The organism is Arsenicibacter rosenii (genome assembly GCF_001870735.1).
Taxonomy (GTDB): domain Bacteria; phylum Bacteroidota; class Bacteroidia; order Cytophagales; family Spirosomataceae; genus Arsenicibacter; species Arsenicibacter rosenii.
In genome coordinates, this window is sequence record NZ_MORL01000027.1 from 37,953 (window position 1) to 51,269 (window position 13,317).

Annotated in this window: 11 protein-coding genes; 7 read left to right on the forward strand and 4 right to left on the reverse strand. The window is 51.8% G+C overall.

The features are described 5' to 3' along the window. Positions 1-44: 44 nt before the first annotated feature. Together BLX24_RS26220 and BLX24_RS26225 are read left to right on the forward strand one after the other, a co-directional pair. A complete protein-coding gene (locus BLX24_RS26220) occupies positions 45-2,546 on the forward strand; it encodes a TonB-dependent receptor (protein ID WP_071506221.1) in 2,502 nt (833 codons plus the stop codon). Positions 2,547-2,572: 26 nt separating this feature from the next. After that, positions 2,573-3,472 (forward strand): DUF4249 domain-containing protein, encoded by a 900-nt coding sequence (locus tag BLX24_RS26225; RefSeq protein ID WP_071506222.1) that lies wholly within the window; start codon positions 2,573-2,575, stop codon positions 3,470-3,472. A gap of 45 nt (positions 3,473-3,517) precedes the next feature. Here the strand turns inward: BLX24_RS26225 and BLX24_RS26230 are convergent, their stop codons facing one another. Then, complete coding sequence (locus BLX24_RS26230; protein WP_071506193.1) at positions 3,518-3,712, reverse strand: hypothetical protein; 195 nt, start codon at positions 3,710-3,712, stop codon at positions 3,518-3,520. 91 nt (positions 3,713-3,803) lie between these two features. Continuing rightward, on the reverse strand, positions 3,804-4,613 hold the full coding sequence (locus BLX24_RS26235) for a hypothetical protein (RefSeq protein WP_071506194.1): 810 nt from the start codon (positions 4,611-4,613) through the stop codon (positions 3,804-3,806). 174 nt (positions 4,614-4,787) lie between these two features. Here BLX24_RS26235 and BLX24_RS26240 point away from each other — a divergent pair, with 174 nt between their 5' ends. The 3 genes from BLX24_RS26240 (at position 4,788) to BLX24_RS26250 (ending at position 7,067) form a co-directional block, all read left to right on the forward strand. Next, on the forward strand, positions 4,788-5,705 hold the full coding sequence (locus BLX24_RS26240) for an SMP-30/gluconolactonase/LRE family protein (RefSeq protein ID WP_071506195.1): 918 nt from the start codon (positions 4,788-4,790) through the stop codon (positions 5,703-5,705). Between the two features lie 5 nt (positions 5,706-5,710). Then, complete coding sequence (locus BLX24_RS26245; protein WP_071506196.1) at positions 5,711-6,574, forward strand: helix-turn-helix domain-containing protein; 864 nt, start codon at positions 5,711-5,713, stop codon at positions 6,572-6,574. A gap of 226 nt (positions 6,575-6,800) precedes the next feature. Beyond that, on the forward strand, positions 6,801-7,067 hold the full coding sequence (locus BLX24_RS26250; protein WP_310590804.1) for a DUF983 domain-containing protein: 267 nt from the start codon (positions 6,801-6,803) through the stop codon (positions 7,065-7,067). On the opposite strand, the gene BLX24_RS26255 is transcribed toward BLX24_RS26250, so the two are convergent. Further along, positions 7,054-8,724 (reverse strand): hypothetical protein, encoded by a 1,671-nt coding sequence (locus BLX24_RS26255; RefSeq protein ID WP_071506198.1) that lies wholly within the window; start codon positions 8,722-8,724, stop codon positions 7,054-7,056. The two genes, BLX24_RS26250 and BLX24_RS26255, sit on opposite strands and share 14 nt — an antisense overlap. 16 nt (positions 8,725-8,740) lie before the next feature. Beyond that, positions 8,741-9,514 carry an ABC transporter ATP-binding protein gene (locus tag BLX24_RS26260; RefSeq protein ID WP_071506199.1) on the reverse strand — a complete coding sequence of 258 codons (774 nt, stop codon included), beginning with the start codon at positions 9,512-9,514 and terminating at the stop codon, positions 8,741-8,743. A 385-nt stretch (positions 9,515-9,899) separates the two neighbouring features. On the opposite strand from BLX24_RS26260, the gene BLX24_RS26265 reads away from it, so the two are divergent. Then, complete coding sequence (locus BLX24_RS26265; RefSeq protein ID WP_071506223.1) at positions 9,900-12,308, forward strand: TonB-dependent receptor; 2,409 nt, start codon at positions 9,900-9,902, stop codon at positions 12,306-12,308. A 73-nt stretch (positions 12,309-12,381) separates the two neighbouring features. Next, positions 12,382-13,284, forward strand: a complete 903-nt coding sequence (locus BLX24_RS26270; protein WP_083422192.1) for a DUF4249 domain-containing protein — start codon at positions 12,382-12,384, stop codon at positions 13,282-13,284. Positions 13,285-13,317: the final 33 nt, after the last annotated feature.

Genomic DNA, 13,317 nt, shown 5'->3' on the forward strand with positions numbered 1-13,317 from the left:
AGATTCGTGAACTGGTTTTTATGCAGTAAACCCAACGGTAAATGATGAAGTACAGGTTAATTTTAGGGCTGCTGACAGTATTGTCAGCATTGGTGGGAACGGATAGAGTCCGGGCGCAGGGGCAGCTTACTGTCAGCGGCTATGTTAAAGATAAAGCCAACGGAGAAGGGTTAATCGGTGTTTCAGTTTATGTAAAGGAAGCAAATACGGGAGCGGTCACTAATAACTATGGATATTATGCCATTCCATTACCGAAAGGGCAGTATACCGTAACCGTCACCTACGTCGGATTTGCGAAACGGCAACTGCCCGTCACGCTGACCGATCAGAATGTGAAACTCAATATTGAGCTGGAACAAGAAGGCAAGGAACTGGCAGAAGTGACCGTAAAGGCCGAACGCGAGGAAGACAATGTCAGGAATATTGAAATGAGTGTCAATAAGATTGACGTAAAGACCATTCAGCGGATTCCGGCCTTGTTGGGTGAAGTAGACGTAATCCGCAGTATTCAGTTGCTGCCAGGGGTTACAACGGTCGGGGAGGGGGCTACAGGATTTAATGTGCGTGGCGGCAACATTGACCAGAATCTGGTCCTGCTCGATGAAGCACCGGTCTATAACTCTTCGCATTTATTCGGCTTCTTTTCGGTCTTTAACCCGGATGCCGTCAAAGACGTGAAACTGATCAAAGGTGGTATTCCGGCGCTCTATGGCGGACGGATCTCGTCGATTCTGGACGTCCGGATGAAAGAGGGAAACGCCAAAAAGCCCGAGCTGACGGGGGGTATTGGGTTGATTTTCAGCCGGTTGGCGTATGAGCGCCCTTTCCTGAAAAAAGAAGATGGCACCGCCCGGGGCTCATTTATCGTGGCCGCCCGCCGGTCGTATGCCGATATTCTGGCGCAACCTTTCCTGAACAGCGATCTGCGCGGGTCGAAGTTTTATTTTTATGATCTGACGGCTAAAGGCAATTACAAGATTAACGCCAACAACACCATTTACCTGTCGGGTTATCTGGGACGGGATGTCTTTGGTTCCGATTTCGGTTTTAACTGGGGCAATACCACAACATCGCTGCGGTGGAATCACGTATTCAGCGACAAGCTGTTCCTTAATACCACCGCCTTCTACAGCAACTATGACTACCTGCTCGATTCGGATCTGAAGAAGAAGGAGGAAAACAAAAACGATTATTTCCGCTGGAAATCAAAAATTATCAATTACAGCCTGAAACCGGATTTTACCTTATTCCTTAAAAACAATACGCTGAGTTTCGGCGGACAGGCCATTGTCTATGACTTTAAGCCGGGAACGGCCACTGCTGCCAGTTCGGGCGATGTAAGGACGTTTGGGCTGGAAAGCAAATACGCGGTTGAAGCGGCCTTGTATGTGGGCAATGAACAGCAGATCGGCAGCCGCCTGCAACTACAATATGGCCTTCGGTACTCGTATTTCAACTACATCGGCCCGGGCGAAGCTTATTCGTTTCAGACAGATGTGCCGGTCGGGCAGCGGCGTTTTCCGGTACTGAACCAGACGAAAACATACGGGCGCGGAGAGAGCATTCAGACCTACGGTAACTGGGAACCACGGTTCTCGGCTAAATATGAGCTGAGCGATAACAGCTCGTTTAAGCTAAGCTACAACCGGCTCGCGCAGTATATCCATCTGGTGTCAAATACGACGGCATCGACCCCGCTGGATGTCTGGACACCATCGACCAACAACATCCGGCCGCAGCTGGCCGATCAGCTGGCCGGTGGCTATTTCAAAAACTTCGGCCCGTCGGGGAACGCTTATGAAGCCTCGGTGGAGGTGTATTATAAATGGATGCAGAATCAGCTGGATTACATCGACGGAGCCAATCTGCTGCTGAACAAATACCTGGAAGGCGATCTCCTGAGCGGCAAAGGGCGCGCGTATGGGGCAGAGTTCTTTGTGAAAAAGAACACGGGGGCTCTCCACGGCTGGATCAGCTACACACTGGCCAAAACCGAGCGGCAGGTCAACGGCATCAATAAGGATAAGTGGTTCCCGTCGCGGTTCGACCGCCGGCATACCCTCAATACCGTGTTACTGTATGATCCGGTTAAAGCCAATGGTAACCCATCGCGGTGGAGTTTTTCCGGAACGTTTGTGCTGAGTACCGGTACGCCGGCTACCTTCCCGACGAACCAGTTTCAGTATCAGGGCTATGTGGTGCCGCACAACGCCGATAATGCCCGCAACAACTACCGGATTCCGGTCTATCACCGCCTCGATGTGGCCGCTACCTTGCAGGGTAAGCGCCTGCGGTCGAATGGTAAGCCACGGAAAAATCAGGATAACTGGGTGTTCTCGGTCTACAACGTCTACAGCCGTAAAAACCCGTTCTCCGTGTATTTCCGGCAGGCCGTTCCTGAGTATGTGGATAAGGTGCTGACTAGTGCCGACGGGAAGGTCACCTTTGAGACCAAAGCGCTTCAGGGCAGCAACAAAACCGAAGCCGTACGCTATTCCATTTTTGCGACGCTGATTCCGTCGGTAACCTATAACTTCAAATTCTGATGAACACCCACCACGCAAAACAAACCATGAACCGTTTATTTTCAGGAATCGGGCTGCTATGCCTGCTGACCGTGGCGCTGACGGGTTGCGAAACGGTAATCGATGCTAAGTTAGACGAAGGCCCGTCGCAGCTGTCGGTGGATGCCTGGATCACGGATCAGCCGGGACCGCAGTCTGTCCGTCTCACGCAGACAACGGCTTATTTCAACAACGGCGTGGCTACCCCGGCGACAAACGCTACGGTAGTTGTGATGGACGAAGCGCAGAAGCTGTATTTCTTTACCGATCCTGACAACGACGGAACCTATGTCTGGACACCGCCAACAACGACTGATACGCTGGCCCGCATCGGCCGTACCTATTACTTAGGCATTCGTTTTCAGGGTGAAGAGTACTATTCGCAGTCGAAAATGAATCGTGTGCCACCGATAGACTCACTGATTTTCCGGAAGGAGAAGGTAAACCCGCTGTCGGCGGAAGAAGGTTATCAGGCGGAATTTTATGCCAATGACCTGCCCAACGCGACAGACTACTACCGGGTGCGCTACTTTCGGAACAGCCAGTTGCAAAACCGGCCGCAGGATTTGATTCTGGCCTATGACGGGGCATTCAGTGGCAGCGGTAATACCGACGGGCTGGCATTTATCCGGCCGATCCGGCAGTCAATCAATCCGGCAGGGTTATACGTGATGAACGATACGGTACGGGTTGAGTTACAGTCGGTTCCGGCAGAGGCGTATTATTTTCTGGAACTCCTGAATCAGCAGATTACAAACGGTGGCTTGTTTGCGACACCCCCTGCCAATGTACCGACGAATATTATTAATGCAAAAACGGGAGGGAAGGAGGCCACCGGCTTCTTTGTGACTTCGGCCGTCAGGACGCGGAAAGTGGTTGTCGGGCCGGCCACGATCCGGGCTAAATAACGAAAGGAGCGGGGGAGCGTTTCGATCACGCTCCCCCGCTCCGGTTTAGTGGTCCCATGTCGGTGACAGCTTGACTTGTATATCACCAAAGGGCGTATATTTCGCCAGCAGGCTAATTGCCATGTAAGGGATAATCAGAATAATAACGGCTATCAGCAACGCCGTCGCTGCTAAGAACCCCAGAATCGATCCCGTAATTCCTGATCCAATCATTAGTAAAAGGTAGAGAAAGTTGTTCATTTCAGCAGATTTATGGGTTTCTGCTCTGTATAGACAAGATTTATGCCAAAAGGGTGGCACTGCGGCAGAACTTTTTACCAACCGGAGTTACCTAACGGTGTCTGGCTTTATTTCCTCTTGTCGTAACGAGTTCCTGCTGAAACGTGATCGGTACGGCAGCCTCTTCGGGTAATGTATACACCAGATTCAGATAACGGGCTTCGGGGTTTTTACGGACATAAATAAAGCCCCGTACCGATTCACCGGCCGCAACCTGCGTTGATTTTAAGGCCATGGCCTGCCAGCGGTACGATTCCTGATCATATTTCTGCATCCGGTTGGCGTGTGTACCGTAATCGACCGCCCGTTTCACGTTCAGTGCCTGCCAGGCCAGGTCATGATTGATGCGCTTCTGGCGCCACTCACCATAGTTACGGCTTTTGCCGGACGACGAGGCGTCGCTGATCAGGATAGCGGCAAACAAAACGGTGTTGATAACCTTGGCTGTTTTCAGGCGTTTTTCCTCTTTTTTCTGCCGGAAGGCAACCTGGCTGGCTGCATAGTCGGGATCAACGGCGTGTTGAACGGCCAGAAACTCGTTTTGCTGCTGCATCCGTAACGTGTCCTGAGCCACATTCAGCAGGGTGTACTGAAAATCAGATGGGTTGACCATAATGGCATGGTCGGTTTTGTTTTTAACTTCAATGTCAAAGACAACAAACTCCATATCTTCGTGTTCAAACGAAGCCACCACGCCGATACCGTTTTGTTCGGCTTTGGTGGTTGAGCGGCCATCGATCCGGGCCACATCGCCGGAGACCGGTTCAAGGCGGTATTGGGTAATCCCGGGGGCACAACTGCTCAATACAGTTGTTAATCCTGCTATGCTTAACAGGTGTCGGATGTAGCGCTTCCTGTTCATACGTATTAGTACTTGTTTATAGATCGAAGATACAAGCTGACTATCAGTCATACAAGTGGATTCGTACGAATGGTATCATAGGTCGTAAAGGCAGTAGAACAGGATGGTGAATGCCTTATTCTGGGAAATCGTGCCAACACGATGCTGCTAAGAATACCTTAACCAGAACCTTTGATGTATACAACTCTGAAAACATGCTTTGTGGCGGCGGCACTCTGGGCCGGCCAGGTAAATGCGTTTGCCGCTGCGCGGGCATTGACCGATTCGACGGATCTGGTCGCAGCGAATACGCGGCCAACCCAGGTGGCCAAACAATTTAAGTTTACGGAAGGGCCTGCCGTTGATAAAAAGGGCAATATCTATTTTACTGATCAGCCCAATGACCGGATCTGGAAATACGGTACTGACGGAAGCGTCTCGCTGTTTATGGAGAAAACCGGTCGCTCAAACGGCTTGTTTGTCGATAAGAAAGGTAATATCGTGGCTTGTGCCGACGAAAGCGGCGACCTGCGCGCAATCAGTCCGGACGGTAAGGTGACGATTCTGCTGAAAGACATCAAAGGACAGCGTATGAACGGCCCGAACGACCTCTGGATTGATCCGAAAGGCGGGATCTACTTTACCGACCCATTTTACCCGCGTGATTACTGGTCGCACAAAAAGCCGGAAATTGATGGTCAGAAAGTGTATTACCTGCCCAAAGGTGCGCAACAACCGGTCTTGCTGGATGACCAGCTGATGCAGCCCAACGGGATTGTCGGTACGCCCGACGGCAAGCACCTGTATGTGGCCGATATCCGGGCCAACAAAACCTATAAATACGACATTCAGCCCGACGGCACGCTGACGAACAAGCAACTGTTTATTTCGCAGGGCTCAGACGGTATGACGCTCGACAAGTCTGGTAATTTATACATTACCGGCCGTGGAGTGACCATCTATGATCCGACGGGTAAAAAGATTATGAATATTCCCGTGCCTGCCGGTTGGACAGCCAATGTCTGTTTTGGCGGTAAAGACCGGAAAACCTTATTTATTACGGCCTCCGATGCGGTATATACCGTGCCGATGAAGGTCAAAGGCGTTGAATAACTCCTATGTCAGTTCCCGTATATTCGCTTCAGGCGTTTCAGCCCCCAACGGTTGAAACGCCTTTTTACATGACCCGCCTCGAAAAACTGGTGCAGGAGTTTAAAGGCATCGACAAGCCGCACTCCCATACCTTCTACCTGGTCATGTGGATTAGTGAAGGGAGCGGCACACACACCATTGATTTTAAAACCTACGACATTGCGCCGTTTCAGCTGTACTTCCTGACGCCCGGGCAGGTACATAGCTGGGTACTATCGCCGGATACGAAAGGCTATAACCTGTTTTTTGATGCCAGCTTTTTCCGGACGCGTTTCGGCAACCGGCTCTATCAGTATCCCTTCTACCATTCCCATCAGCATGAGCCTTTGATTGATGCTACAGGGCAGCAGGCATTTCTCCGTGATTTGTATGCCTATGCCCATCGGGAGTATGAGCAGCAACTGCCTAACCGGGCGGAGGTATTTCTGTCCTTTATTCATATTCTGCTCGAAACGGCCAACCGGCTTTATACTGAACGCTGGATCGGGCCGGATACTCATCTGTATGATCGCGTAAGGCAGTATGAAGAATTACTTGAAGATCAGTTTCTGACCGTCCGGGATGTGCAGACCTATGCTGAACAGATGAGCCTGAGCCCCAATTACCTGAACCAGATCTGTAAAAAAATAGTCGGAAAAACAGCCAGCCAGTTGCTATACGAACGGGTGTTGATTGAAGCACAGCGGCTACTGACCCATACAACCCGTTCGGTCAAGGAAATCGGCTATCAGCTGGGTTTTGAGGATCCGTCCTATTTCGTCCGCTTCTTCCGGAAGCAGGCCGGACAAACCCCGGCCGAATTCCGGGCGTCGCTCCAGACGAATCGTTGATTTGTACCATGAGGCCGTTGGTCTGTCCTTGCTGCCGCAACAGGGGGGAAGTACCTTTGTCTCAGCGATCCGGCCACCGGTTGACCGGATTCCTGAAGACCATTAATCCTTGAATGCCATGCTGAAAGATAGCCCTTTATATAGCGTTTTGTACAACAAGTGTCCTCGTTGTCACGAAGGCGACTTCTTTGTAAAGTCCAGTGCCTTTACCCGTAAGTTTGACGAAATGCACACGCATTGTCCGCACTGCCACCAGTCGTTAATACCGGAACCCGGCTTTTACTGGGGATCAATGTTTGTGAGCTATGCGTTTTATACCGCTTTCACCATCGCTACCTTCTTCGTGTTTGTCCTTTGGCTGAATCTGGACCTCGATTACTATCTGACAGGCTTAGTGCCCGCGCTGATTGTATTGACGCCTTATTTCTTCCGTTTGGCCCGCCGGACCTGGCTGACGTTCTTTGTCTCGTACAAACCCGTTACGACACCGTAAATTTTGCCCATTCTGCCTTGCGGATGCGTACCAGCAGCGCGTAGGCAATACCAGCCATGACCGGAATACCGGCCCAGACGCCGTAAGGTACTTTGCTTAGGCCCCAGTGCATCAGGCCAAGCAAGCCAACCATCATCATAATGATCAGGGTGCGGGCCACGTTCGCACCCTTTGTCATTTCACCAATGGGCGATGAGAAGGGCAGAAAATAGCCATTGCCGATGGCATACAGAAACGCGATGCTGATGTTAACAAAGGTGGTTAGCAGCACGTCATCGAGGGATTTTATTCCGCCAACGTACAGAACGTAGGCCGATACCACTACCTGGACCGGTAACAACAGCTGAACAATAGCCGCTTTGACCGCCCCCAGCATTACTTCGCCGGGCTCTTCCAGGGGAGTGCTCACAAAGACCCAGGCGGCCTTATGCTGCTCAGAGTAGCGAAGCAGACTGATTGCATTTCCCAATAGTAAGGTACAGAAATACAGCGGCAGAATGGAGGCAAACGAATTGCCGGTGTCGCTATCGTCGAGGCTGTTGCCTGTACGCCAGACAAACATGAAAAACAAGACGATCATATAGCCGATAGCCGGATAGGCCCGCAGCTTAAACTGACGGTCGCGCAGCATAATGCGCCATGTCAGCGCAAAACCGGCGGCTTCGAGCGGGCTGCCGGTGAGCCATCGGGCAAGCTCATCGCTTCGGCTGGTTGTGTGTTGTGGCAGCGTTCCGGTTTGCGTGGGGCGGGCGTCAACGTCGATAGAGGCAATGCGCTGGTTGTAGAGCGGTGTCAGGTAAGAAATGGTCACCCAGATGCCGGCAAAAGGAGTCAGCACGGCCAGAGCCAGCAGCGAAAGATGAAGCGGGTCGAAAGCGGGCGTCAGAAACGCTTCCATACTGCCCCCAAACCATACCGGAGGCAGCAGATAATGCCACCACTTCACGTTAAGCTGAATCAGATTATCCGTGGTGCTGATCATGCGCGGTAGTACCTGATAACCCGCGTAGAAAAAAATGGCTACAATGATCTGGACATACATGATGGCTTCCCGTAGCTTTTCTTCGCTTGTAAACCGCATCAGCAGCAGATAAAGCAGGTTAGTCAGGAAGATAACCAGCAGGGAGCTCAGCATCACAAAGACCATATACAGTAAGCTGTAGCCTGCCCCGAACCGGATGGCAATGACTATGGCGCTGGCAATGGAGGATGCCATCGACATCAGCAGCAGATACAGGCAAATGTGCGTGATCCGGGCAATCAGCAGTGTACGGCCATTGACCGGGCATGGCAGAATGATCGCGTTATCGGACGAATCGAGTAGCACAGAGGAGAAATCACTGATCAGGGCCATACCGACTAACAGCATCGGAATAGCAAACGAAAAGCTGAGCGCGTAGATGGGAGCCTGATTGTAGACACCGATCAGGACCACACAACCGAATGAACCCATAAACGCATAGAGCAGCAACATCAGCCAGAAGCTGTTCGAACGGTCTTTTTGTTTATACTGCTGCTGACTGAACGCCGTATATGTCCGGCGGTTGTCGAGGGTAATTTTCAGGGCGACGATGGCCTCCACCTGATCCGGGTCGGCGCCAAACTTGCGGAAAAGGGGGCGCATCCAGGACAGGATCATGAGTAGTAAACCTTGCATAGGTCGGAATGGCGGGTTATTGGTTGATGGTCTGTACAAACGCACCGGCAATGGATACCTGTTCGTCGTTGCCGGTCAGTTGGGTAAATAGTTGTTCGAGCGAGCCGCTGGCGCGCAGCTCCTTGAGCTCTTCGAAGCTGCCGTTGGCAATAACCTGTCCCTGGTTAATGATGACAATACGGTCGGAAATCCGCTCCACAACGTCCATGATGTGAGAACTGTAGAAAATGGTTTTTCCGCTATCGGCCAATTGCCGGATGATTTCCTTGACGAGCACCACTGCATTGGCATCAAGGCCGGAAAGCGGTTCATCGAGGAAGACGACATCGGGATTATGAAACAGCCCCGAAATGAGCAGTACCTTCTGCCGCATTCCTTTTGAGAACGTTGTCATACGGTCGTTGGCATTGCCTTCCAGATTAAAAAGCCGCAGCAAATCCATGGTCCGGCGTTCGACCATAGCTGGTTCCAGCTTATGCAGTTTACCGATAAACTGTAAATATTCCAGCGGGGTCAGTGAGTCGTATAGAGAAGCCAGTTCGGGTACGTAGCCAATCCGTCGTTTGATCTCCAGCGTATCCTTGCGTACGTCCATGCCCAACACCGAGGCTTGCCCCAGAAAATCAGGGATAAGACCGATCAGGATTTTGATGGTTGTTGATTTACCGGCACCGTTTGGCCCGATATAGCCGATCACCTGCCCGGCCGACACACTCAGGTCGATTCCTTTCAGAATATGGGTGGTACCGTAGTATTTTTCAAGCTGCTGAAGTTCAATAACAGGATTCATGATGCGATGCGTGTAAAGACGCAAAATTTTGCGTCTCGTGTAGAACGTTATAAAGCACAAATATGGCTTCTGTTTTCGATATACCCGCGTAGAGACGCAACATCTTGCGTTTTACATACGGTTTTGTGTTTGCTCTGGCTGAGACGCAATATATTGCGTCTCTACGCGTGGCCAATGACTTGATATAATAGTCTTGCTGAATTATATTAATATGCTGATATAGTGTTGAATAAAAAAGTGTAACCCGTTCGGAACTTGCGCATTTAGTTTCCAAAATCTTTCATTATTTTTACTAAACGTAACTTGTCCTATATAGAATAGAAACACAATGGGTGTAAAATCTACGCTCTTTGCCGTAATTATACTCTTTTACAGTGTATTAACGATGGCGCAATCACCCCGCACCGTGAGCGGGTATGTGCGCGACCGCGAAAGCAACAAGCCGCTGGCGAATGTAAATGTGTACACAACCGCCACCCGGCAGCCGGATGGACGGCCGAAGGGTGGCCGGCAATACGCAACCACGACCGATGCCGACGGCCACTACCGTATCAACCTGCCCGATCTGCTTGCCGAAGCCAATCTGAAACAAAGCCAGCCGGCAACGAGTCCTGAGCTGACGCTGCTGTTTTCTTTAGTAGGCTATGAACCACAGGCAAGGGCTGTTTCTGGAACAACCGCTATAGACGTCTGGCTGACGGCGGGGCAAACGCTTCAGGAAATTGTGGTCAAAAGTTCAGTGTCAGCTCCGAAAATCAGTGACCTGGCCGGCATGAGCCAGCTGAGTGTTCCGGTCGATCAGTTGTCGAAAATTCCGGCGTTACTGGGCGAACGGGATGTACTGAAGGTGGTTCAGCTCATGCCGGGTGTGCAGAAAAGCTCAGAAGGCAGTACCAATATGTATGTCAGAGGTGGCGGACCGGATCAGAACCTGTTTCTCCTCGACGATGCCATTGTCTACAATCCCAGTCACCTGTTCGGCTTTTTTTCCGTATTTAATGGCGATGTGCTCCGCCATGTATCGCTGACCAAAGGCGGCTTTCCGGCTAATTATGGCGGCCGGCTGTCGTCGGTCATCGAAACAACCATGAAAGAGGGCAGCAAAGACCGGATACATGGTCAGGGCAGTGTGGGTGCGATTGCCTCGCGGTTCACGCTCGACGGACCGATTGCGAAGGGCAACGCTACTTTTCTGGTCTCCGGTCGCCGGAGTTACTATGGTCTGCTGTCGTCCCTGATTCAGCAGCAAAAGCCGGGCAATATGGTGTCAAAAACGTATTTCTACGACATTAACACCAGGCTAACCTGGCAACTGACAGACCGTGACAAACTAAGCCTGAGCGGCTATACGGGCTATGATGATTTCAGCAGCAGCCGTTTCCAGAATACAACCACCTATAAATCGGCCCTCAACTGGGGGAATAAAGTTGGGAGCTTGCGGTGGCAGCACCAATATACCGCGCGCCTTATGTCAACGGCTTCACTGGCCTACAGCAGTTATCAATTGCAGGTTGCTAATCAGGAGAGCGTTGCCTTTGACTCGCTCAGCCGGGTGTTTCAACTGAAGTATCTTTCGGCAATCCGTGATATTACGCTTAAATACGACTGGAACTGGTCGGCCGGAACAACGCATCAGCTCCGGTTCGGGGCGGCAAGTACCTGGCATCGGTTTAAGCCGGGGGCGGTTGTGCAGGATGCATCCGGCGATGAAGCTATGGGGGGCGTGCAGCTGACAAATGCCGTGGAGAGCGGTATTTATGCCGAAGACAACTGGTCGCCCAATGCCCGATGGCGGGTGCAGGCCGGGTTGCGGTTGAGTCATTATGCCCATCCTGACGTACGGTATCTGCGGCCGGAACCGCGGCTGTCGGTCGCCTATGTGTTGCCGCGCCAATGGTCATTGAAGGCATCGTATGCGCGCATGAATCAGTACGTGCATATCCTGTCGAACACCGGTCCGGGCCTGCCGACAGACCTTTGGGTACCGACCACCAGACAGGTAAGCCCGCAGCAGTCGGAGCAGGTGGCGGCCGGCCTTGCCAAAGACATCAGTACCAGATCGGGGCAGCGGGGCTTCACGCTGACCGTTGAAGGCTATTATAAACGCATGAACCAGATCATCAGCCTGCGTCAGGGAGCCACATTTATGAACCCCCTGAGTGGTAATGCCAACTGGGAGCAAAATGTGACGCCTGGACGGGGCTGGGCGTATGGCACCGAAGTAATGCTGCAAAAGCAAACCGGACGGTTGTCGGGATGGCTGGGCTACACATTGTCGTGGACGAAATGGCAGTTTGACGAGCTGAATAACGGGAACGTCTTTTTCCCGCGTTACGACCGCCGGCATAATCTGTCGGTAGTAGGTATGTACGATCTGAGCAAACACCTGCGGATATCGGCCATCTGGGTTTATGGCACCGGGCAGGCGCTGACCTTACCGCTTTCGCGTTACATCGTGAATACGAACAAGGTAGTGCCGAGCCCAACGACTGGTACAGAATCATCGACCAGCCGGTTAAGTAAAAACGTGACTGTCCGCGATTACGGCGATCTGAACAGCTTCCGGACAGAGCCGTATCATCGCCTCGACCTGAGTTTACAGTATCAGCGGCAGGGGCGACGGTTTACATCGACCTGGGAAATCGGGGTGTACAATGCCTATAACCGCGCAAATCCATTCTACTACGCCATGGAAAGCGAGAAAGATCCCGTTACCAAAGTATCCAGAACCGTGCTCCGGCGGTATTCATTGTTTCCTGCTGTGCCATCGCTGAGCTATTCGGTTAAGTTTTGATTTTTTACCACATAGCCGCATAAGAGCACAAAGAGAAAATCAGTTTATCTATGTGGCAAATGAAAAAAGACCAATGAGAGTTATCATTTCTGTCATCAGTATATTCATGTTTCTGACCGGATGCCGGCCGCAGGTTGAGGAAGAGGTTGTACTGGGCAATCTGGATCAGCAGACGTCAAAGCTGGTGGTGACCGGATTTTTGTCGCCGCAGGACTCGGTGTTAACGGTAAAGGTGAGCCGTTCGGCGCCGTTGGGTGGCACCTTCAACGGCAGTATTCTGACGAATGCTACCGTGATGCTTTCAGATGGAAAAACATCGGCGAAACTGACCTACAACAGCAAAGAAATGTATTATGAGCTAAGTGCCCGCAAGCTGCCGGTCAAAGCCGGAAGCACTTATACGGTAACCGTAACAAGCACCGAGGGACAACGCGTACAGAGTACCTGCACCATTCCGCAACCGGTTGCCTTATCGGCTGTACAGCTGGACTCTGCAGCCAGTGGCGGCCAAAAACAGTACATGGTCCGGTATCAATGGCAGGATGCCGGTGATCAACCCCATTACTACCTGACGGCCGGGGCTTTTCAGTACATCAAGAGCACGGCTTCGGCCACCAGCTGGGAAAGCGTTCCGGTGCAGTTTGGTACGCAGGCAAGTCCGGCCGATTTGCTGAGTGGGCAGACCGGTAAAGTTGCTGCGATGCAATCTGCAGACGGACTTATCAGTACCGAACCGGCGCAGACCGGCAGCGGGGAGATGAATACGTTCTCAAAGGCTTTCCGGCAGGCGCAGCTAACGGCCGTACTGCTGCATATTGATGAGACCTATTACCGGTTTCAGAAGGCGGTTAATCTGGCAGCGGCTACGAGCGGTAATCCCTTTGCCGAACCCGTATCGATACCATCAAATATTGATGGTGGTCTGGGCTGTTTTGCCGGCTATAACCGCGCCACGGTACGGGTAAAACTGAAATAAACCCAAACGCACAACTAAAACGGCCCGTTACCA

Coding starts and splice junctions, on each gene's coding strand:
- BLX24_RS26255 (WP_071506198.1), bottom strand. CDS start 8,724: ATGCAAGGTTTACTACTCATGATCCTGTCCTGGATGCGCCCCCTTTTC.
- BLX24_RS26220 (WP_071506221.1), top strand. CDS start 45: ATGAAGTACAGGTTAATTTTAGGGCTGCTGACAGTATTGTCAGCATTG.
- BLX24_RS26270 (WP_083422192.1), top strand. CDS start 12,382: ATGAGAGTTATCATTTCTGTCATCAGTATATTCATGTTTCTGACCGGA.
- BLX24_RS26250 (WP_310590804.1), top strand. CDS start 6,801: ATGCACACGCATTGTCCGCACTGCCACCAGTCGTTAATACCGGAACCC.
- BLX24_RS26240 (WP_071506195.1), top strand. CDS start 4,788: ATGTATACAACTCTGAAAACATGCTTTGTGGCGGCGGCACTCTGGGCC.
- BLX24_RS26235 (WP_071506194.1), bottom strand. CDS start 4,613: ATGAACAGGAAGCGCTACATCCGACACCTGTTAAGCATAGCAGGATTA.
- BLX24_RS26225 (WP_071506222.1), top strand. CDS start 2,573: ATGAACCGTTTATTTTCAGGAATCGGGCTGCTATGCCTGCTGACCGTG.
- BLX24_RS26260 (WP_071506199.1), bottom strand. CDS start 9,514: ATGAATCCTGTTATTGAACTTCAGCAGCTTGAAAAATACTACGGTACC.
- BLX24_RS26245 (WP_071506196.1), top strand. CDS start 5,711: ATGTCAGTTCCCGTATATTCGCTTCAGGCGTTTCAGCCCCCAACGGTT.
- BLX24_RS26230 (WP_071506193.1), bottom strand. CDS start 3,712: ATGAACAACTTTCTCTACCTTTTACTAATGATTGGATCAGGAATTACG.
- BLX24_RS26265 (WP_071506223.1), top strand. CDS start 9,900: ATGGCGCAATCACCCCGCACCGTGAGCGGGTATGTGCGCGACCGCGAA.